This window comes from Corynebacterium wankanglinii (assembly GCF_013601005.1).
GTDB lineage: Bacteria > Actinomycetota > Actinomycetes > Mycobacteriales > Mycobacteriaceae > Corynebacterium > Corynebacterium wankanglinii.
Map to the genome: position 1 here is coordinate 15,075 of NZ_JABFED010000007.1, position 19,717 is coordinate 34,791.

The 19,717-nt window shown below is 65.2% G+C and carries 17 protein-coding genes; 6 read left to right on the forward strand and 11 right to left on the reverse strand.

The features are described 5' to 3' along the window. Positions 1-17 precede the first annotated feature (17 nt). The 4 genes from pstA to mshD form a co-directional block, all read right to left on the reverse strand. On the reverse strand, positions 18-980 hold the full coding sequence (gene pstA / locus HMA55_RS09285) for a phosphate ABC transporter permease PstA (RefSeq protein WP_181192768.1): 963 nt from the start codon (positions 978-980) through the stop codon (positions 18-20). A 15-nt stretch (positions 981-995) separates the two neighbouring features. Then, a complete protein-coding gene (pstC, locus tag HMA55_RS09290; protein WP_181192769.1) occupies positions 996-2,075 on the reverse strand; it encodes a phosphate ABC transporter permease subunit PstC in 1,080 nt (359 codons plus the stop codon). A 156-nt stretch (positions 2,076-2,231) separates the two neighbouring features. Next, a complete protein-coding gene (gene pstS, locus HMA55_RS09295) occupies positions 2,232-3,374 on the reverse strand; it encodes a phosphate ABC transporter substrate-binding protein PstS (RefSeq protein WP_181192770.1) in 1,143 nt (380 codons plus the stop codon). 164 nt (positions 3,375-3,538) lie between these two features. Beyond that, on the reverse strand, positions 3,539-4,411 hold the full coding sequence (gene mshD, locus HMA55_RS09300; RefSeq protein WP_181192771.1) for a mycothiol synthase: 873 nt from the start codon (positions 4,409-4,411) through the stop codon (positions 3,539-3,541). Here mshD and HMA55_RS09305 point away from each other — a divergent pair. After that, positions 4,410-5,177 carry an LmeA family phospholipid-binding protein gene (locus HMA55_RS09305; protein WP_181192772.1) on the forward strand — a complete coding sequence of 256 codons (768 nt, stop codon included), beginning with the start codon at positions 4,410-4,412 and terminating at the stop codon, positions 5,175-5,177. The genes mshD and HMA55_RS09305 overlap by 2 nt on opposite strands. Continuing rightward, entirely contained in the window at positions 5,164-5,832 is a 669-nt protein-coding gene (locus HMA55_RS09310) for an FABP family protein (protein ID WP_181192773.1), read from the forward strand. The genes HMA55_RS09305 and HMA55_RS09310 overlap by 14 nt, the downstream gene beginning before the upstream one ends. A gap of 15 nt (positions 5,833-5,847) precedes the next feature. Here HMA55_RS09310 and HMA55_RS09315 read toward each other — a convergent pair whose 3' ends face one another. Beyond that, positions 5,848-6,741, reverse strand: a complete 894-nt coding sequence (locus HMA55_RS09315) for an aminodeoxychorismate lyase (RefSeq protein ID WP_181192774.1) — start codon at positions 6,739-6,741, stop codon at positions 5,848-5,850. A 22-nt stretch (positions 6,742-6,763) separates the two neighbouring features. Here HMA55_RS09315 and ygfZ point away from each other — a divergent pair, with 22 nt between their 5' ends. Continuing rightward, positions 6,764-7,816 carry a CAF17-like 4Fe-4S cluster assembly/insertion protein YgfZ gene (gene ygfZ, locus HMA55_RS09320; protein WP_181192775.1) on the forward strand — a complete coding sequence of 351 codons (1,053 nt, stop codon included), beginning with the start codon at positions 6,764-6,766 and terminating at the stop codon, positions 7,814-7,816. Between the two features lie 131 nt (positions 7,817-7,947). Next, on the forward strand, positions 7,948-8,145 hold the full coding sequence (locus HMA55_RS09325; protein WP_181192776.1) for a DUF3073 domain-containing protein: 198 nt from the start codon (positions 7,948-7,950) through the stop codon (positions 8,143-8,145). Positions 8,146-8,198: 53 nt separating this feature from the next. Here HMA55_RS09325 and purM read toward each other — a convergent pair whose 3' ends face one another. Genes purM through HMA55_RS09340 form a run of 3 tightly spaced genes read right to left on the reverse strand, consistent with a single transcriptional unit; the run spans position 8,199 to position 11,192 of the window. Beyond that, positions 8,199-9,278 (reverse strand): phosphoribosylformylglycinamidine cyclo-ligase, encoded by a 1,080-nt coding sequence (gene purM, locus HMA55_RS09330; protein ID WP_181192777.1) that lies wholly within the window; start codon positions 9,276-9,278, stop codon positions 8,199-8,201. Beyond that, the gene (gene purF, locus HMA55_RS09335) at positions 9,279-10,787 is read right to left on the reverse strand and encodes an amidophosphoribosyltransferase (protein WP_181192778.1); all 1,509 of its coding nucleotides are present in this window, start codon (positions 10,785-10,787) and stop codon (positions 9,279-9,281) included. Positions 10,788-10,811: 24 nt separating this feature from the next. Next, a complete protein-coding gene (locus HMA55_RS09340) occupies positions 10,812-11,192 on the reverse strand; it encodes a sterol carrier family protein (RefSeq protein ID WP_181192779.1) in 381 nt (126 codons plus the stop codon). 24 nt (positions 11,193-11,216) lie between these two features. Here HMA55_RS09340 and HMA55_RS09345 point away from each other — a divergent pair, with 24 nt between their 5' ends. After that, positions 11,217-12,224, forward strand: coding sequence for an acyl-CoA thioesterase (locus HMA55_RS09345; RefSeq protein WP_181192780.1), 1,008 nt, complete (start codon positions 11,217-11,219; stop codon positions 12,222-12,224). 11 nt (positions 12,225-12,235) lie between these two features. On the opposite strand, the gene purL is transcribed toward HMA55_RS09345, so the two are convergent. Genes purL through purS form a run of 3 tightly spaced genes read right to left on the reverse strand, consistent with a single transcriptional unit; the run spans position 12,236 to position 15,421 of the window. Further along, complete coding sequence (gene purL, locus HMA55_RS09350; RefSeq protein ID WP_181192781.1) at positions 12,236-14,512, reverse strand: phosphoribosylformylglycinamidine synthase subunit PurL; 2,277 nt, start codon at positions 14,510-14,512, stop codon at positions 12,236-12,238. A 7-nt stretch (positions 14,513-14,519) separates the two neighbouring features. Further along, on the reverse strand, positions 14,520-15,194 hold the full coding sequence (gene purQ, locus HMA55_RS09355; RefSeq protein ID WP_181192782.1) for a phosphoribosylformylglycinamidine synthase subunit PurQ: 675 nt from the start codon (positions 15,192-15,194) through the stop codon (positions 14,520-14,522). Beyond that, complete coding sequence (gene purS, locus HMA55_RS09360; protein ID WP_074432067.1) at positions 15,191-15,421, reverse strand: phosphoribosylformylglycinamidine synthase subunit PurS; 231 nt, start codon at positions 15,419-15,421, stop codon at positions 15,191-15,193. The genes purQ and purS overlap by 4 nt, the downstream gene beginning before the upstream one ends. 259 nt (positions 15,422-15,680) lie before the next feature. Between purS and HMA55_RS09365 the strand changes: the two genes are divergently transcribed. Further along, on the forward strand, positions 15,681-19,643 hold the full coding sequence (locus HMA55_RS09365) for an ExeM/NucH family extracellular endonuclease (RefSeq protein ID WP_181192783.1): 3,963 nt from the start codon (positions 15,681-15,683) through the stop codon (positions 19,641-19,643). Positions 19,644-19,717 lie beyond the last annotated feature (74 nt).

The following is a 19,717-nucleotide window of genomic DNA, read 5'->3' on the forward strand; positions in this document are numbered from 1 at the left end:
GTGGGAACGCGGGTGGGTTACTTCTTGACCGAGTAGCGCTTCGCCACAAAGCGTGCGAGCAGGTTGAGTGTGACAACGAGGATCACGAGCGTCAGCGCCGCGCCCCAGAGTCGGTCGTTTGCCGGGCCGGTGGCACCGGACTTCCACATGTCCAGCATGAACAGCGGCAGCGAGGACTGCGGCTTGTCGAACATGTTGAACCAGTTGGTCGTCGGCGTGGAGCCGACGAGGATCAGCACCGGAGCGGACTCACCCATCACGCGGGCGATGGCGAGCATGACGCCGGTGACGATGCCGGACAGCGCGGTCGGCAGCACGATGCGCACGATAGTCTTCCACTTTGGAACGCCCAGTGCGTACGAGGCTTCACGAAGATCCATAGGCACGACGCGCAGCATCTCCTCGGTGTTGCGGACAACGACCGGAATCATCAGCAGGATGAGCGACAGGGAGACCGCGAAACCGGAGCGCTGCTGGCCCAGGATGGTGATCCACAGGGCGTAGACGAACAGCGCGGCGACGATGGACGGCACGCCGGAGAGGATGTCCACCATGAAGGTGGTCAGCTTGCCCAGCTTGTTGCCGTTGGAGTACTCCACCAGGTAGATAGCGGTGAAAATACCGATCGGGATGGAAAACAGGGACGCGATCAGCGTCTGCATCAGGGTGCCGGCGATGGCGTGGAGGGCGCCGCCGCCCGGCTTGGAGGAGCGCACGCCGACCATGTCCTGGGTCCACCAGGCGGGGTCCAGCACGGCGCCCATGCCGCGGGTCACCACGGTGATGAGCAGCCACAGCAGCGGGATCAGGGCGAGGATCATGCACAGCCACATCAGGCCGCCCATGATCGAGTTGGTGGTCTTGCGGCCGGAGGCGATGTCAGTGAACGGGTTCTCGCCACCGCGGGCTGCGCGGTTTGCCGGGGCGGCCTGCTTGGTGGCTACCTGCGAGGAGCCGTTGTTCGGAACTGCAGTAGACATTTCTGCTTGCGCTCCTTACTTGTTAACGATCGCGCGGGCGATCGAGTTGACGATGAAGGTAAGCAGGAACAGCACCAGGCCGGCGGCAATGTACGCGCCTGCGGAAACCGGGTTGTTGAACTCTGCGGCGGCGTTGGCGATCGCGGTGGCGAAGGTGGTGCCGCCGTCGAACAGCGAGCCACGGAAATCGTTTGCCGGGGCCACGGCCATGTAGAGTGCCATGGTTTCGCCGAGGGCGCGGCCGAGGCCGAGCATGGAACCGGCGATGAAGCCGGACATGCCGAACGGGATCACGGTCATGCGGATGACTTCCCAGCGGGTTGCGCCGAGCGCCAGGGCGGATTCGATCTGGCCGGGAGGGGTCTGCACGAAGATCTCGCGGGCGGTTGCCGCGATGATCGGCAGGATCATGATGGCCAGCACGATGCCGCCGGTCATCATGTTGCGGGCGGTCGCGAACGGCGGGGAGTTCTGGTACGTGGCGAACAGGAAGAAGTCGCCGCCCCAGCTGTTGACCCAGCTATAGAAATCGCCCAGCAGCGGACCGAGGACCTGCGCGCCCCACAGGCCGTACACGATAGACGGCACAGCGGCGAGCATGTCCACCAGCGTGCCCAGCGGTCGAACCAGGTTCGGCGGGCAGTAGTTGGACAGGAACAGTGCCACGCCGAGCGCGATGGGCATTGCGATGATCAGCGCGATCAGCGAGATGGTCACGGTGGAGAAGAACAGGTTCGGGATACCGAACTTCATGGCGTCCAGGTTTGAGGTTTGCCACTGGCCACCGTAGGTGAAGAAGCCCAGCAGGCCGCCGTCGTTGCGGGCCAGCGGCGGGAGTGCCTGGATGAGCAGGAAGATGCCGATCGCCGCGACGAGCACGGTGATCAGCGTCGCGGAGGCGGTGGAGAGGAACTCGAAGACGCGGTCGCCCGGGCGCTTTACGCCCGCGCCCTTGTTCGCGTCACCCGTGATCGGGGTGTTCTCGGTTGCGGGATCCTGGCCGTCGCGCGCCGGTGTACCCGTGGAGTTCTGGACGACAGGTTCGGTTGTGGTCGCGGGTCCTGCACCGCGGTCGAGGTGATCGTTAGCAGCCATATGCTCGAATCTTTCGAAAATGAAACGTTGTGGACGGCGTTGAAAGCGGGATTGCTACCGCTTCTTCGCATAGAGAGACCCCCCGCGATCGGAATCAGTGGGGGGTCTCTCTGCCTCCGGCGGCGCTAGACCGCAGAGACCGGTCTCCAGTGCGTGCTACTGGATGGCGTTGATGGCCTCGCGCAGACGCTCAGCGTGTGCGCCCTTGACCGGGATGAAGCCCTCAGCTGCGAGCTCGTCGTCCTGGCTGTCCAGTGCAACGTTGAGGAAGTCCTTGACCATGTTGGAGGTTGCCTCGTCGTAGCCGGCGGAGCAGACGATCTCGTAGGTGGTCAGAACCAGCGGGTAGGCGTCAGCAGCGTCGGTCTTGAACAGCTTCTCGGAGTCCACGACCATGTTGTGACCCTCGGTCTTGAACTCGAGGTTGTCCAGGGTCTTCTCAACGGACTCATCGCTGAGTTCAACCGGGCCGCTACCGAAGTCGATGTTGGCCTTCTTGTCTGCGAAGCCAGCCTCGACGTAGGTGATAGCACCCTCGGTCGCGTTGACTTCCTGTGCCACACCGGAGGAACCGTTGGCGCCGGTGCCCACAGCGTTCGGGAACGCCTTGCCGGTGGACTCCCACTTGCCGTCGGAAGCGGCAGCCAGGAACTTCTGGAAGTTGTCGGAGGTGCCGGACTCGTCGGAGCGGTAGAAGACGTTGATCGGCGTGTCCGGGAGATCGACGCCCGGGTTCGCCTCGGCGATCTTCGGGTCGTTCCAGGTGGTGATGACACCCTGGAAGATCTCGACGATGTTGTCGACGGTGAGGTTCAGCTCGTCCACACCGTTGAGGTTGTAGGCGATTGCAACCGGGCCGATGACGAACGGCAGGTGCCATGCCTCGTTGCCGCCGCAGCGGTCAGCGGCAGCCTGGATCTGGTCGTCCTTCAGCGGAGAGTCGGAGCCAGCGAAGACAGCCTGGTTGGCGATGAAGTTCTTCTGGCCCGCGCCGGAACCGGACGGGGTGTAAGCGAGCTGCGCACCCGGAACCTCGGATGCGTAGACGGACGCGAAGTAGTCCATCGCGTTCTGCTGGGAGGAAGCGCCCTCGGCGACGAGGGTGCCCTCCTGGCCAGACAGTTCGTAGGCGCCGGACTTCTCGTCGTCCTTCTTCTCGTCGGACGTCACGGTCTCTGTTGCGGACTCAACAGCGGTGGACGCTGCGTTGTCATCGGAGTCGCCGCAAGCGACGAGGGAAGCGGAAGATACTGCGACGACGCCAGCGATTGCGGCGGTGCGCTTGAAGTTACGGATCACGGGATACCTTTCCGGTGCTAACAGTTCAGTTTCGAGTTTCGGAGTTCCTGTCCGATTACTCACGGGAGCAAACCTACGGAATCCTGGTTAATGGCCGGTAGCCAGTTAGGTGAATAACTGGTGAACTTCCAGCCGCCACGCCATTTCCGCAGGTTACAGCCAGGCTACCGGTAGACAACGTGAGTTTCACGCACAGCGAAACCCAACTGGCGGTACCGCTTTACTGCAGGCTCATTATCCGCCTCGACATAGAGGATGACCTGCGCAGACCCGGCTTGCACCAGGTGGTCTAGCCCCATCTGCATCAATGGTCCCCCCATTCCCTCCCCCCGGTACCTTGAAGCCAACCCAACCACATACACCTCGCCTGTCCCATCCGGGTGGCGCTTCGTCCAGTGGAAGCCCGCCAGTTCGTCTCCGTGGTACAGCAGCTGCACGCCCGCGGGATCGAACCACTCCGCCTCCATCGCCCGCCGCAGCCGCTCAAGGTCCCACCCGCCTTGTTCCGGGTGCCAGGAAAACGCGTCGTTGTTGACCTCGAGCCATTGCTTATCGACGACGTCCCGCCCCCACCGCTTTCCCGCTTCCACGTAATTCAGTGCTTCGAACCCCTCCGGCAGGTCCGGGCCGCCCGCTGGAATCTCCTCAGCGTCAATCCCCATGACCAGCAGTTCCCGGTCCACTCGCAGGCCAAGCGACGCTGCCATCGCCTGCGCCGCCGGAAGGTTGCCGTGCGCCCACAATCCCGCATCCGAGTCTTCCGCCCGCACCGCCTCGGCCAGCGCCTCACCTATCCCCTCTTGCCGGCGTTGCGGGTGCACCACCAACTCAGCGGAGCCGTCTTCTGCGAGACCTGCACAGGCCACCACCTGGCCGTTGTCTTCTGCCAGGAAGTGGGTGTGGCGCAAGCGGGCGTCGTCAAGCCCCTGCACAAATGCCTCCGAGAAAGCGGCGATGCCGTCGGCTTTCTCAGCAGCGTCGAGGAGGGCCCGCACGCGGTCGCCGGGCAGATGGGCGCTTAGGATACTTACAGTCATGGCTCCCAAGGCTACGTGGAGGAAGGAGGGCGCGGTGCGCAGAAAAATCGTCGTCGCGGCCGCGCTCGTTGCCGCACTCGGCCTCGGGGACACCGCCTTCGCCTCCCACGTGGAGCGCACCCTCGCCCCGCCTGGCGCAGAGATCAATGTCACCGCCGCGCCGTTTGTGTTGTCCGGCGTGACCGGGCGGATCCCCCGCGTGACGGTCCGGCGCACGGACGCGGACATCCCGGGGCCCGGTGTGGGCACGGTGAGCGTAGAGATGTTCAACCTGAAGCTGGAAACGCCGGCGGATGCCCTGAGTGGGGAAATCGTGGGAGCGGATGCGCGCCTCGTGCGCCGCACGATCCGCCTGGACGGTGTCGGTTTTGGCAACCTGCTCGGCATCACCGATCTCGACATGGCTAACCCCTACGACATCTCCCCGTCCGGCGGCGTAGCCAGCGAGGCGCGCCTGACCGGCACTGTGCCTGGCACGAGTGATCCGGCCACAGCGATAGTGACGCTGCGCCTGGTCGACGGGATTTTCCACATGCGTCCGAGCCAACTCATCCAGGTTCCTTCCGGCACCGAGCGCGAGGTGCTGGAGGGGTTTACCCTCGACCTGGACACGCGGTCTCTCCCATTGGGCGGTCCTGCGGACTTAGTGCAGCTCACTGGCGGTTCTTTAGAGTTCGGCCGCGATCGCGTGAATACCGCGATCCAGGCCGTGGATCTCGAGCCGCTGGCGAAAGCGTCTACGCTTGAGCGGCATGACCGACAATGAAAACACCAGTGAGAACACCGCCGGGAACAAACTCAACGGCAACGACGCGGTGAACCTTGCCGCTGAGCAGGCGAAGGACACCGCCCACCGCAATATCCCCGAACTCGGCTTCGAGGACATGCCGCTCGAGGCGGACACCGCCAATCTCCGCTACGGGCCTTCGCTTCACGACGGGTTGCTGGCGCTCCTCCCCCTCGTCGGCGTGTGGACCGGTTCCGGGCAGGCAAACGACCCGTCCGACCCGGAGGGCGAAGAATACGCCTTCGGCCAGCAGCTCGTTGTCTCCCACGACGGCGAAAACTACCTGCGCTTCGAGTCCCGCACCTGGCGCCTGGATTCCGAGGGCAACGCGACCGGCGCGGACCAGCGCGAGGTGGGGTTCTGGCGCATTTCCCTCAAGGACGAGATTGAGGTGACACTGACCAACTCCCGCGGGCTAGTGGAGATCTTGTACGGCGAGCCGGTCAACGAGCGTGCCTGGCAGCTCACCAGCGCCTCCACCATCGCCACGGAGACCGGCCCGGCCGCGCACGGCCCGGGCAAGCGCCTCTATGGCCTGATGCCCAACAACAACCTGGGCTGGGTGGACGAGCGCGCCGTCGACGGCGAGATGGTGCCCTACATGTCCGCCGAGCTGAAAAGGGTCGCGGGCTAGGCGAAGCGGACGTCGCTACGCTAACGCCCCCTCGATCAGCTGCCTGATCTCCGGCGCATTGTCGGGGGCGGGCAGCTTCGTGCCGTCAAGGCGCTTCACCCGCGCGGCGATGCGGGTGGAGCTCACCAACCAGACGGACTCGGCCTTGAACAGCTCGCTGAGGTAGATGTCCTTCGCCTTGCACTTCCAGCCGAGCGAATCCGCATGCTCGAAGATCGCGGCCTGGGTCGTGCCAGCCATCACCCCTGCGCCCGGGGCCGGAGTGCGCAAACGACCGCCTTTTTTCACCACGAGCACGCTGGATGTGGCGCCCTCGAGCACCCGGTCGGTCTCCGGGTCGACGAAGATGACGTCATCCGCGCCCTGCTCCCCCGCCCAACGCAGCGCTGCCATGGTCAGCGCGTAGTTGAGGGTTTTCGCCCCTTCGCGCATCCAGGGGACATCGTTGTCGATGCTGAAGCCGCGGGCAGTTGTCGCCACGCTCACCCCCCGCTCACGCTGGCGCAGCACGTCTTCCGGCAGCGCCCGCACCGTCAGCCACGCGGTGGGAACGCCGGTGGTCTCGCGGCCGCGGGTGAGGGTCCAGGTGCACTTACCCTCCGCGTTGTCGTCGCCGCGCTCGCGGCAGTAGTCCGCCACCGCCTCCTCGGTCGCGCGCGTCCAGTGCTCGCGCCCGGGATCCGGCAAGCCCAAAAGCTTCGCCGAACGCGCAAAGCGGTCGAGGTGCTTGTCCAAGTTCACCGGTGCGCCACCGCGCACCAGGATGGACTCAAAGATGCCGTCGCCGCGGGTCACCGCCGCGTCGTCCCAGAACACGTGCGGCATGTTCGGGTTCTGCCGCCGCACCGAGCCGCCGAAAGGCTCCACGAGGTAGATCACGGGCGCGGGAGGGAGCTGGGAAGAAACCATAATGCTCCTATGATAGGCGCTCATGGCCTACGCATCGGAGCTACTCGCATTCCCCGGGGCCCAGGAGCTGCCCGGGCCCTCGCTTATCGACGCCGAAGGTGTCCCCTGGCACTACGGCAACCCGCTGGGCGAACAGCGCATCACCGAGCCGGTGCTGGTTGATCGCTCCCACCGCGCCGTGCTTGCCGTCTCGGGCCCCGACGCCGCGGCGTTTCTGAACAATCTGCTTTCGCAGAAGCTTGACGACGTCGCTGACGGATTCGCCGCGTCCTCCCTCGACCTCGACGCGCAGGGGCGGATCCTCCACCACGCCGACGTGGCCGTCGCAGGCAGCGTCTACTACTTAGACTTACCCTCCTACCACCGTGAACCATTCGCAGACTTCCTGCGCAAGATGGTGTTCTGGTCTGACGTCTCCATCGAAGAATCCGACTTAGGCGTGCTGAGCATCCTCGGACCGGTGGGGCCGCTTCAGCTCGGTCAGGCCTTCACCCGCCGCCTCGACGGCTGGGGCGGGGTAGGCCGCGTAGACATCGCCGTGCCACGAGCCCAGATCCGCGAGGTTGCCGGCGAGTTTCCACTGGCCGGGCTCATGGCGTTCACTGCCTACCGTGTGGCGGCCGGCGAGCCGGAGATACGCGCCGATCTGGACGAGAAATCCATCCCGCACGAGGCGCCGTATCTGATCAACCGCGGAGAAGAAATCCGCGCCGTGCACCTGGCAAAGGGGTGCTACCGCGGCCAGGAAACTGTGGCGCGTGTGGAAAACCTGGGCCGCTCCCCCAGGCTGTTGGTCAAGCTGCAACTGGATGGCTCCGCTCCCACCGAGCCGGAGATCGGCGCCGAGATCACCGCCGGCGGGCGCAAAGTGGGCCGGCTGGGGACCGTGGTGCACGACGCGGACGAGGGACCGGTCGCGCTCGCCTTGGTGAAGCGCTCGGCGCTAGAGGCGCCGCTGGACATCGGAGGCACGGCCGCGTCCGTGGACGCGTCGTCGCTGCCTGTGGATGAAGGCGAGCACGCGGGGCGCAGGGCCGTAGATAGGTTGCGCCGCGGCCCGGAATCCGACGCGTAATCCCAGCTCTGACCCCCAAAGCGCATTTTTGCTGAGGGCAAGCTATAGTGTCCTACAGGAAAATATCGTAAATAAGTATGAGGCCGCCTCTTTTGAAGGCCGCCCAAGAACCACCTCAAGGGGGTCACGCCATGGGCCGCGGACGCGCAAAAGCCAAGCAGACCAAGGTTGCTCGCCAGCTGAAGTACAACACTCCTGAAATGGACCTGGATTCCCTGCAGCGGGAACTCGCAGGCCAAGCACCGCGACGCAGCTGGGACGACGATGAGACCGAGGTGGACGACCAGTACGCGGACTACGCCAACTGGGACGACAAGGACGACCGCTAAACGTCTACCTCAACCAACAAGGGCACCCCGTCCGGGGTGCCCTTTCCGTGTGCCTAGTACTGCGGGTGCGAGCCGGTGAGCACTGCGCGGGCACTATCCCCCTCGCTAGCCGCGCGGACCTCGCCGAGATCCCATGCGTCGATGTGGCGCGCGGCCAGGATGGCCAAGGCGCGGTCGCGGTCCTCCGGGCTGACCACGGCAACCATGCCCACACCCATGTTGAAGGTCTTCTCCATCTCCGCATCCGGCACCTGGCCGACGGACTTGATGGTACGGAAGATCGGTCCCGGGGTCCACGAGGTGCGGCGCATCTCCGCCACGAGGCCCTCGGGGATGATGCGCTCCATGTTGCCGGCCAGGCCCCCGCCGGTGACGTGGCAGAAGGTGCGCACGTCGCACTCCGCAGCCAGCGCCAGGCAGTCCAGGGCGTAGATGCGGGTGGGCTCGAGCAGTTCCTCGCCGAGCGTGCGCCCCAGCTCCTCCATCTCCGCGTCCAGCGGCAACCCGGCGCGCTCCAACAGCACGTGGCGGGCCAGGGAGTAGCCGTTGGAGTGCAGACCCGACGATGCCATGGCGATGATGGAATCGCCCTCACGCACCTTGTCCGGGCCCAGCAGTTCGGCGGCCTCGACCACACCGACGGCGGTCGCGGAGACGTCGTACTCGTCCGGATCCATCACGCCCGGGTGTTCCGCAGTCTCGCCGCCGAGCAGAGCGCAGCCAGCCTGGACGCAGCCTTCGGCGATGCCGGAGACAATCTCGGCGACCTTTTCGGGCACAACTTTGCCGATGGCGATGTAGTCCTGCAGGAAGAGCGGTTCGGCACCGCAGACCACCAGGTCGTCCACGCACATGGCAACCAGGTCGATGCCGATGGTGTCGTGCTTGTCCATGGCCTGCGCCACCGCGAGCTTCGTTCCCACGCCATCGGAACCGGCGGCAAGCAGCGGCTCTTTGTACTTGCCCAGCGCGAACAGGCCGGCGAAGCCGCCGAGCCCGCCGCGGACCTCCGGGCGAGTGGCGCGCTTGGCGTGCGGGGCGAACAGCTCTACGGCCTTGTCGCCGGCCTCGATGGACACGCCAGCTGCTTCGTAGGACACAGGGTTGTGCGCCGGGTTGTGATCAGTACTCATTTAGGCTTCTGCACCTTTCTGGATGCGTCGGACAAGGTCGGCGTTCGGGTTGCCCTCCGGCAGGCCCAGGGGGTAGTGGCCGGTGAAGCATGCCGCGCAGAGGTTGTCTTTGGGCTTGTGTGAGGCGGCAATCATGTCGTCGATAGGCACGAATGCCAGCGAATCTGCACCGATCATCGTACGGATGGACTCGGCGATCGCCTCGTCGTTGTCCGTGTGGCCGTGGTTGGCAATGAGTTCGCCGGGGCTGGCGAAGTCGATGCCGTAGAAGCACGGCCACTTCACGGGCGGGGACGCGATGCGCACGTGCACCTCCGCCGCACCCGCTTCGCGCAGCATGCGGATGAGCTTGCGCTGAGTGTTGCCGCGCACGATCGAGTCGTCCACCACCACCAGCTTCTTGCCCTCGATGACCTCGCGCACCGGGTTGAGCTTCAAACGCAGGCCCAGCTGGCGCAGTGTGTCGGAGGGCTGGATGAAGGTCCGGCCCACGTACGCGTTTTTCATCATGCCCTGCTTGAAGGGGATGCCGGAGGCCTCGGCGTAACCGATAGCCGCAGGGGTGCCCGACTCCGGCACAGGCATGACCAGATCCGCCTCGACCGGGTTGACCTTGGACAGGCGGCGACCGATCTCGATGCGCGAGGCGTTCACGGTCTGGCCGTCGATCACCGAGTCAGGCCGCGCCACGTAGACGTACTCGAACACGCAGTGCGCCTTCGGTGTTTCGGCGAAGCGCTCGGAGTGTACCCCTGTCTCGTCGATGGCCACCATCTCGCCTGGCTCGATGTCGCGGACGAAGGAGGCACCGACGATGTCCAGCGCGCACGTCTCGGAGGCGACCACCCAGCCGCCGTCGAGGCGCCCCAGCGACAGTGGGCGCACACCGTGCGGATCACGGGCGGCGTACAAGGTGTGGCCGTCGGTGACCATGAAGCAGAAGGCACCTTTCACGCGAGGCAGGAGCTCACGCGCGGCATCGGCGAGCGTCCGGTCGTCGGTGATCAGATCCGCCAACAACGCCGAGACCACCGCCGTATCGGAGGATGAGCCCTGCCCCTTCACGCCGGCGGCCGGGATGAGCTTTTTCTCAATCGCCTCCGCCTGCAGCTCCATGTAGTTGACCAGGTTGCCGTTGTGGGCCAGCGCGATGTCGGTGCCGTTGGGGGACGTGCGGAACATCGGCTGCACGTTCTCCCAGGAGTTTCCGCCTGCGGTGGAGTAGCGGGTGTGGCCGATCGCCACCTCGCCCTGCAGTGCCTCCAACACGGGCTCGTCGAAGACCTGGCTGACCAGCCCCGTGTCTTTGAACACCACCACTTTGTCGTGGTCCCCCACGGCAATGCCGGCGCCTTCCTGGCCGCGGTGCTGCAGCGCGAACAGGCCGAAATAGCTCAGTTTGGCTACATCCTCGCCCGGCGCCCAGACGCCGAAGACACCGCACTCGTCGCGCGGGGTGTCGCTGTTGAACTCGAAGTCCTGACTTGGTTTAGGGCTCTCCGTACGCACGCCCCTCACTGTATCCGAGACGGCTCAGCGCAGCGCAATCACCGGAAGGCCGGCGGCGATCTCGTGTGCGCGGGAACCGGAGGCGTCTATAGTCCCGCGCTCGAGCTCCGCGTCGAATGTGGTCAGGCCGGTAGCTAGCCGCAGCCACACCTCCGGTTTCATCTCCACCACGTTCGGCGGGGTGCCGCGCGTATGACGGGGGCCTTCGACGCACTGCACCGCCACAAACGGCGGCACGCGCAGCTCCACCGAGTGGCCGGGAAGCTCCTCGGCGAGCGTGCGCGCGGTGCGGCGGCATGCGTTTGCAAGCTCGCTTCTCGACGGCTCCGCGTCCCCACCCTCCAACCACCCCGCCACCTGCTGGATTGCTTCGCACGTCAGCGCCGGGTCCTGTTTCTGCACCATAGAGGACCATATTAAGGTGGCCCCATGCCAAATACCCCCGTTGCCGCCGAGCGATCCCCGTCCGTGACCCTGCGATTCATGGCCTCACCCACCGACGTGCTGCACCACGGCGCCCAAGGTGTCTCCGGTGGGCGTGTGCTGGAGTGGATTGACAAGGCCGCATACGCCTGCGCAGCCCAGTGGTCCGCCACCTATTGCGTGACCGCCTACGTGGGCCACATCCACTTCACCCGCCCTATTCCCTCGGGCCATATCGTGGAGGTGCGCTCACGCATCGCCATGACGGGCCGGTCCTCCATGCACATCGTCAACGAGGTGCTCTCCGCCGATCCGCGCGAGGGTGTATTCACGCGCGCCTGCGATTGCCTGGTGGTGTTTGTGGCCAAGGACCCCGGCACCGGCAAGCCCATGGCCGTGCCCACCTTCGTGCCCACGGACGACGAGGAGCGCCGCGTGGCCGAGGCAGCGAAGTCGCGCATCGGGCTGCGCAAAGCCATCGAGACTGAGATGGAGGCGCAGACCTACACCGACGATTCGACGGCTCCCCGCATCGTGCATCGCTTCATGGCCAAGCCAACGGACGTGAACTGGGGCGGCAACGTCCACGGCGGCACGGCGATGGAGTGGATCGACGAGGCCGGCCTGGCCTGCACCATGGAGTGGTCCGGTGAGCGCACTGTAGCGGTCTACGCGGGCGGGATCCGCTTCTACCACCCGGTGCACATCGGTGACTTGATCGAGGTCGATGCCCGCATCACTCGCACCGATTCGCGTTCCATTCACACATCGGTCCACCTGCGCGCCGGCGATCCTCGCGGTGGCCGGGACAACCTGGTGGACGCCATCCACGCCACGTTCACCTACATCGGCATCGACATCGACGGCAGCCCCCTGCCGGCGCGCCAGTTCACGCCGGTGACCGACGAGGATAAGCGCCTCTGGGAGCACACCCAGAGGCTCAAGGATCTGCGCGGACAGTACGAACCGGTGCCGCTGGTCAAGCCGGCACCGGCCGTGCAGCGCACGTTCTAGCGCTGGCCTGCTTACACCGCTGCGTTTGGCGCGGTAGCGGCGGCGAAGTGCGACGGCATGGTCGCAGCCCACGCACCGGCGAGCTCCAGCATCTGGATCTCCTCGCCAGCCACGCTCAGCACGCCGTCGTCGGTGGTTTCGCCCAGCACCGCAACCGGGATACCGGCGGCGGTTGCCTGCTCGACGGCGGCTTCGGCGCGGTCGCTGGTCACCGCGACGAGCACGCGGGAGGCGGACTCGGAGAACAGCGCGGTGAACGCGTCCTCGTGCACGCCCTCAAGTCCAAGCTGCGCGCCCTTGTCGGAACCGAGCAGTAACTCGAATACGGCCTGGGACAGGCCGCCCTCGGACAGGTCGTGCGCGGCCGCGATACCGGCAGCGTTGCCGGCGAAGAACTCAGCCAGGCGCGCCTCGTTGGCCAGGTCCACCTGCGGCGGCAGGCCGGACAGGCCCGCGCCGGAGATGTCCTGCCATACGGAGCCGCCGAACTCGTCCTTGGTCTCGCCCAGCAGGATGAGCGTGTACTGCTCGTCTGCGGACGGCAGCGCGTGCGGGATGGCCTTTTCCACGTCCTCCAGCACGCCGAGCACACCGACAACCGGGGTGGGCAGGATCGGGGTCTCGCCGGTCTGGTTGTAGAACGACACGTTGCCGCCGGAGACCGGGATGGCGAGTTCAGCGGAGCCGTCGGCAAGCCCGTGCACCGCCTCGCGGAACTGCCACATCACATCAGGGTTCTCCGGGGAGCCGAAGTTAAGGCAGTTCGTCACGGCGACGGGGGTCGCGCCGGTGACCGCGACGTTGCGGTAGGCCTCGGCGAGCGCGAGGCGTGCGCCCATGTTCGGGTCGAGGTAGGTGTAGCGGCCCGACGCATCTGCGGAGACGGCCACGCCGCGGTTGGTCTCCTCGTTGATGCGCAGCACGCCGGAGTTGGCGTACTTGGCCTGCACAGTGTTGCCGCGCACGTAACGGTCGTACTGCTCGGTGATGAAGTCGCGCGAGCACAGTGCCGGCGAGGCGACCATCTGCAGCCAGGCGTCCTTGATGCCACCTTGCTTCTCGACGTCACCTCCGGCTTGCACCTCATCCTGCCAATCCGGACGCGCGTACGGGCGCTCGTACACCGGACCCTCGTCGATGGTTGACGGCGGGGCGTCCACCACCAGCTCGCCGTTGTGGAAGACCTGCAGGCGGTCTGCGTCCGAGGTGACCTCACCGATCACCGCGGCGCCGACGTCCCACTTCGCGCAGATCTCCATGAACTTGTCCACATCTTCCGGCGCGACGACGGCGCACATGCGCTCCTGCGACTCGGAGGCGAGGATCTCAGCCGCGGACATGTTTTCCGCGCGCAGCGGCACGTTGTCCAGGTTGACGGTCATGCCGCCGTCGCCGGACGCCGCGAGCTCGGAGGTGGCGCAGGAAAGCCCGCCGCCGCCCAGGTCCTGAATGCCCTCGACCACGCCGGCGGCGTAGAGCTCGAGGCAGCACTCGATGAGCACCTTCTCCGCGAACGGGTCGCCCACCTGCACGGCCGGGAGCTTGCGCTCCTCGCCCTCCTCGAAGGTGGCGGAGCCGAGCACGGACACGCCGCCGATGCCGTCGAGGCCCGTGCGGGAGCCGAACAGGATCACCTTGTTGCCGGTGCCGGACGCGAACGCGAGGTGGAGGTCTTCCACCTTGAGCGTGCCGACACACAGGGCGTTGACCAACGGGTTGCCGGCGTAAGCGGCGTCGAAGACGGTCTCGCCGCCGATGTTAGGCAAGCCCAGGCAGTTGCCGTAACCGCCGACGCCGTGGACCACGCCCGGTAGCACGCGCTTCGTGTCGTCCGCGTCGAGCGGGCCGAAACGCAGCTGGTCCATCACCGCGATCGGGCGCGCGCCCATGGCCATGATGTCGCGGACGATGCCGCCGACGCCGGTGGCGGCGCCCTGGTAGGGCTCCACGAAGGAGGGGTGGTTGTGGCTTTCCACGCGGAACGTCACGGCGTCGCCGCCGCCGATGTCCACCACGCCGGCGTTTTCGCCGATGCCGGCGAGGATCTTGGACGCCATCTCTTCGGTCATGGTCTGGCCGAAGTAGCGCAGGTGCGTCTTGGAGGACTTGTAGGAGCAGTGCTCGGACCACATGACGGAGTACAGCGTCAGCTCTGCGTCGGTAGGCCTGCGGCCCAAGATTGCCTTGATCTTGGCGTACTCATCGTCCTTCAGCCCCAGCTCGGCGTACGGCTGCTCCAGCTCCGGGGTGTCGAAGGCGTTTTGGACAGTGTCGTTGTGCACGGTCATTTCGGGTCTACGCTCCGATCTTCGAGATAGCGTCGATGGCGGAAGTGAACAGGCCCAGGCCGTCTGTGGACGGGCCGGTCAGTGTCTCGATGGCGTGCTCCGGGTGCGGCATGAGGCCGACCACGCGGCCGGTCTCATTGGTCACGCCGGCGATGCCGTTGACGGAGCCGTTGAAGTTGTCCGTGTAGCGGAACACCACGCGGCCCTCCTTCTCCAAGGCCTCGATGGTCTCCGGCGCAGCCTGGAAGCGGCCCTCGCCGTGCTTGGCGGGCACGTAGATGCGCTCGCCCAGCTGGGTCGTCCACGCGGTGTCGGTGTTGGCCACCTCAAGATAGGTGTCTACGCAGTGGAAGTTCAGGCCCTGGTTGCGCGTCAGCGCGCCCGGCAGGAGTCCCGCCTCGGTGAGGATCTGGAAACCGTTGCAGATGCCCAGCACCGGCATGCCCTTCTTGGCGGCCTCCACCACGGCCCCCATCATCGGCGCCTGCGCAGCGATCGCGCCGGAGCGCAAGTAGTCGCCGTACGAGAACCCGCCCGGGACGACAACAGCGTCCACGCCGGTGAGGTCGTTGTCCGCGTGCCACAACTGGCGCGGCTCGGCACCTGCGAGGCGGACGGCGCGGAGGGCGTCAACGTCATCAAGCGTGCCCGGAAAAGTAATGACTCCGATGGTTGCGCTCATCGCACAACCTCGAAGTCCTCGATAACAGTGTTGGTCAGCAGCGTCTCGGCCATGCGCTGCAGCTCGGCGTCGGAGACCGAATCATCCACCTCTATTTCAAAGCGCTTGCCCTGGCGGACATCGGTCACCCCCTCGACCCCGATTCGGCCCAGTGCGCGGAGCACCGCCTGACCCTGCGGATCAAGAATTTCGGCCTTGGGCATGACATTGACGACGACTCGTGCCATGAGAATCCTTCACGTTTCGGGAGGTGGATGGACCTTTGCGGTACGCGCGTCAGTATATCGGACGCTCCGACACGGCCCGAAACCCTTGCTGACCAGCCCAAGCGGCGTCCTTTGCTTATCGACGTCACCTTCGGAACACCAAGTGAACAACGCCTTAAATCTTGGATAAACCTGGCATCTCACCGTGCCAATACTAAGAACTGCAGCTAGTTTGAGTCTGCTATTACCCATTTTCGCTTCAGTTTTCCGAGAGGTCCTCATGTCAACTCCCAGCAAGAGTCTCGGTGCAGCGTTTGCGATTGCGCTCGCTGCCGGCACAGTGTCCGTCGTCGCCCCTACTGCATCCGCAGCACCCGACGGCTCCAACGTGGTCATCAATGAGGTGTACGGAGGTGGCGGCAACAAAGGCGCAGCGTACAACAAAGACTTTGTGGAGCTTTACAATCCGACCAGCAAGCCGATTGACTTGACCGGATGGAAGATGGAGCAATACTCCGCGAAGGGAAATCTGGGAACCGCAGTCACCCTCGCCGGAACAATTCCCGCTCAGGGATACTTCCTCATCTCGGGTGCCGGTGGCGATCAGGGCAACGCCCTTCCGAACGCAGACGCGGAGGCTGGGTTCAACTTCAGCGGCACGGAAGCTACAGCCAAGCTCATAGACGCCAACGGCTCTATTGCCGACCTCCTTGGTTGGGGTGGCGCAGCAGAGTTTGAGAAAGCGACAGCGGCTAAGACCACGAACGGCACTTCCGTTCAGCGCAAGACGGTCGGCGTCGACAGTGACAACAACGCGGACGACTTCATTGTTGCAGAGCCGACGCCAAAGAATTCCAGTAACGCAGGCGGAACCCCTGTCGCCCCAGTTCCGACCGATCCTGATCCCGCCCCACAGCCGCAGCCAGATGCAATCACCCCGATCGCCGACATCCAGGGCACCGGCGCAACGTCTCCGTTGGAGGGGCAAACAGTGACCACCGAAGGCGTCGTCACCGCTGTGTACGACGAGGGCGGCAAGAAGGGTTTCTTCCTGCAGACCGCCGGCACCGGTGCCGTGAAGAACCCGGGTGATGCGTCCGACGGCATCTTCATCTACATGGGCACCCGCACCGATTACCCGATGCGTGGCGATTCCCTCCGGGTGAGCGGCAAGGTGAGTGAGTACTTCAACCAAACGCAGATCACCGCATCCGCCATTGAGAAACTCACGGAAGCACTTGCGGCACCGAAGGCCGTGGAGATCGACACCCTTCCCGCCGGCGATGACGCCCGCGAGCCGTACGAGGGCATGCTGGTGCGCCCGAAGGGTCCGTACACCGTAACCAACAACTACACGCTCAACAACACCGGCGACCTGGGCCTGGCACCGGGCGCCCTCGCGCACCGCACCCCGACCGACGTGGTTGCTCCCGGCGCGCCGGCGAACGAGCTGCAAGCGAAGCAGGACGCTGAAGTCGTCTACCTGGACGACGGCCGCACCGCCAACTACTTCCGCACCGACAAGAACACGCCGCTGCCGTACCTTGTCACCTCAGACAAGGGCATCAAGTCCATCCGCACCGGCGACCAGGTGCAGTTCCAAACCGACGTTGTGGTCGACTACTCCTTCGACCAGTGGCGCTTCCAGCCGCTGCAGCCGGTTACCGGCAAGAATGCGGCGGAAGAACTGCCCATCTCCTGGGAAGACTCGCGCGCTGGCGCGTACAACGACATTGACAATGTCGCCGGCGATTACTCGATCGGCTTCTTCAACGTCCTGAACTACTTCTCCACGCTCGGCCGGGATGTGTCTGGTTGTAAGGCGTACAACGATATGTACGAAACTCCTGTCGCTGCGAATAATTGCACGGTGCGCGGCGCTTTCTCGCAGGATGCTTTCAGGGATCAGCAGGCCAAGATCGTCACCGCCATTAACAAACTGGACGCGAATGTCCTGGGCCTGTCGGAGATTGAGAACACCGCCACGGTGACCGGCGACGTCGCAAAGCGCGATGAAGCCCTGCAGAACCTGGTGGACGCACTCAACGAAAAGGAACCGGGCAAGTGGGATTTGGTCAAGTCCCCGCAGAATCTGGGTTCAGACGAGGATTTCATCCGCGTCGGCTTCATCTACCAGCCCGCAAAGGTGAAGCCGGTTGGCGAGTCCATCATCTTCGACGACGCTGCGTTCACCCGCACGGCGCGCCAACCACTTGCGCAGGAGTTCGACACCGTTGACAACGACCAGGACAAGAACTTCGTCGCGGTGGTTAACCACTTCAAGTCGAAGGGCTCCGTTGCCAGGGGCGATGCAGACACCGGTGACGGCCAGGGGAACAATGCCAACGTGCGTAAAGCACAGTCAGAGGCTCTACTTAAGCACCTCGGCGCCCAGACCAAGTGGGCCGATCTCCCGACCTTCCTAGTTGGCGACTTCAACGCCTACACCAAGGAAGACGCGATCACGACGCTGGTCGACGGCGGATTCACACTCGTCGAGTCGGAAAAAGATTTTGACCAGGCGTCCTACCAGTTCGACGGTCAGCTGGGCACCCTCGATCACGTGCTCGCTAACGCGGCGGCAATGGAAATGGTGAAGGACTCTGTTGTCTGGAACATCAACGGTGATGAATCGGCTGCCTTCGAGTACTCCCGCCGTAAATACAACGTGCAGGACTTCTTCGGCGAGGGCGCGGACCCGCTCTACGGTCACGGCAACCCGTTCCGTTCCTCCGACCACGATCCGGTCAAGGTCGGTTTCAGCGCCGCGCTCGACGAAAAGGACGCTAACAAGTTCGCTCCAGGGGCAGACGAGGCGGTGACCGTTACTCAGGGCGATGCCCTGCCTGAGGCAATCACTGCAATTAAGGACGCAGACAAGTTGCCGGAAGGCACGAAGTTCGAGTGGACTAAGCCTGCCGACACCGCCACTGTCGGCGATGGTCAGGAAGGTGAAATCACCGTCACCTACCCAGACAACTCCACCGACACCGTCAAGATCGTGGTCCACGTGAAGCCGAAGGCTGAAGAGGAAAAGCCCCGCTTCATTGTCAAGGCCGAGATTAAGGACGGCGACCTCGTAGTCACCTACGACAATGGCGAGACCGAGAACCTCGGCAAAGTCACGGGCGAAGACGGTGCGGCTGGCGCTGACGGCCCCAAGGGTGACACCGGCGCACGGGGCCCCAAGGGCGACACCGGCGCACAGGGCCCCAAGGGCGACAAGGGCGACAAGGGCGACAAGGGCGACAAGGGTGACAAGGGCGACACCGGCGCACAGGGCCCCAAGGGCGACACCGGCGCACAGGGCCCCAAGGGCGACAAGGGCGACACCGGCGCACAGGGCTCCAAGGGCGACAAGGGCGACACCGGCGCACAGGGCCCCAAGGGTGACAAGGGCGACACCGGCGCACAGGGCCCCAAGGGCGACAAGGGCGACACCGGCGCACAGGGCCCCGCAGGCAAGGATGGCAAGGACGGTGCCGACGGCAAGGACGGCCAGCAAGGCCCCAAGGGCGACACCGGCGCGCAAGGCCCCAAGGGCGACAAGGGCGACACCGGCGCACAGGGCCCCAAGGGCGACAAGGGCGACCAAGGCCCCGCAGGCAAAGACGGCAAGGACGGCGCCAACGGCACCAACGGCCGCGGTGTGACGGCTTTCGTGGTCAATGACGAAGGCCACCTGATTGTCACCTACTCCGACGGGGAAACTGCAGACCTAGGCAAGGTAACCGGCGAAAATGGCGCAGGCGGCGAGCAGGGCCCGAAGGGCGACACCGGCGCTGCAGGCGCAGACGGTGCGGACGGCAAGGATGGCCGCGGCATCGTCAACCTGGAGGTCGACGAGGACGGCGAGCTGATTGCCACCTACACCGATGGTGAGACCCAGAACCTCGGACGCGTCACCGGTGCCGACGGCAAGGATGGCAAGGACGGCGTGAACGCTCCGGCCCCGGCCGGCGAGGGCTCCAGCGTGAGCGACCGCTGTCTACCGTCCGTGGGCATCATCGCGCTGCCGCTGTTCGCGCTGATCCCGCTTGGCCTGGCCGCCACCATGGACATCCCGGCGCTGACTCCGGTGAAGGAGCAGATCAACGCGGTTGGCGCTGCGATGCAGAACCAGCTGCCGATGTCCCCGGAGATGCTGCAGGTCGCAGGCGGCGTCGCTGGAACGGCACTGGCCATTGCGGCGATTGCCACCCTGGCCACGCTGTGCTCCACCGAGGGCGGCTCCTCCAAGTAGCCCCGTGAGGGCACGCAGCTAGCCCCGACCCGGTCGATCCGGGCCGGGGCGCTCTATTTGAAAACGGTTTCCAG

Coding starts and splice junctions, on each gene's coding strand:
- purQ (WP_181192782.1), bottom strand. CDS start 15,194: ATGAGCGCAACCATCGGAGTCATTACTTTTCCGGGCACGCTTGATGAC.
- purM (WP_181192777.1), bottom strand. CDS start 9,278: ATGAGTACTGATCACAACCCGGCGCACAACCCTGTGTCCTACGAAGCA.
- HMA55_RS09325 (WP_181192776.1), top strand. CDS start 7,948: ATGGGCCGCGGACGCGCAAAAGCCAAGCAGACCAAGGTTGCTCGCCAG.
- purL (WP_181192781.1), bottom strand. CDS start 14,512: ATGACCGTGCACAACGACACTGTCCAAAACGCCTTCGACACCCCGGAG.
- HMA55_RS09340 (WP_181192779.1), bottom strand. CDS start 11,192: ATGGTGCAGAAACAGGACCCGGCGCTGACGTGCGAAGCAATCCAGCAG.
- HMA55_RS09365 (WP_181192783.1), top strand. CDS start 15,681: ATGTCAACTCCCAGCAAGAGTCTCGGTGCAGCGTTTGCGATTGCGCTC.
- pstC (WP_181192769.1), bottom strand. CDS start 2,075: ATGGCTGCTAACGATCACCTCGACCGCGGTGCAGGACCCGCGACCACA.
- HMA55_RS09305 (WP_181192772.1), top strand. CDS start 4,410: ATGGCTCCCAAGGCTACGTGGAGGAAGGAGGGCGCGGTGCGCAGAAAA.
- HMA55_RS09315 (WP_181192774.1), bottom strand. CDS start 6,741: ATGGTTTCTTCCCAGCTCCCTCCCGCGCCCGTGATCTACCTCGTGGAG.
- purS (WP_074432067.1), bottom strand. CDS start 15,421: ATGGCACGAGTCGTCGTCAATGTCATGCCCAAGGCCGAAATTCTTGAT.
- HMA55_RS09345 (WP_181192780.1), top strand. CDS start 11,217: ATGCCAAATACCCCCGTTGCCGCCGAGCGATCCCCGTCCGTGACCCTG.
- pstA (WP_181192768.1), bottom strand. CDS start 980: ATGTCTACTGCAGTTCCGAACAACGGCTCCTCGCAGGTAGCCACCAAG.
- ygfZ (WP_181192775.1), top strand. CDS start 6,764: ATGGCCTACGCATCGGAGCTACTCGCATTCCCCGGGGCCCAGGAGCTG.
- HMA55_RS09310 (WP_181192773.1), top strand. CDS start 5,164: ATGACCGACAATGAAAACACCAGTGAGAACACCGCCGGGAACAAACTC.
- mshD (WP_181192771.1), bottom strand. CDS start 4,411: ATGACTGTAAGTATCCTAAGCGCCCATCTGCCCGGCGACCGCGTGCGG.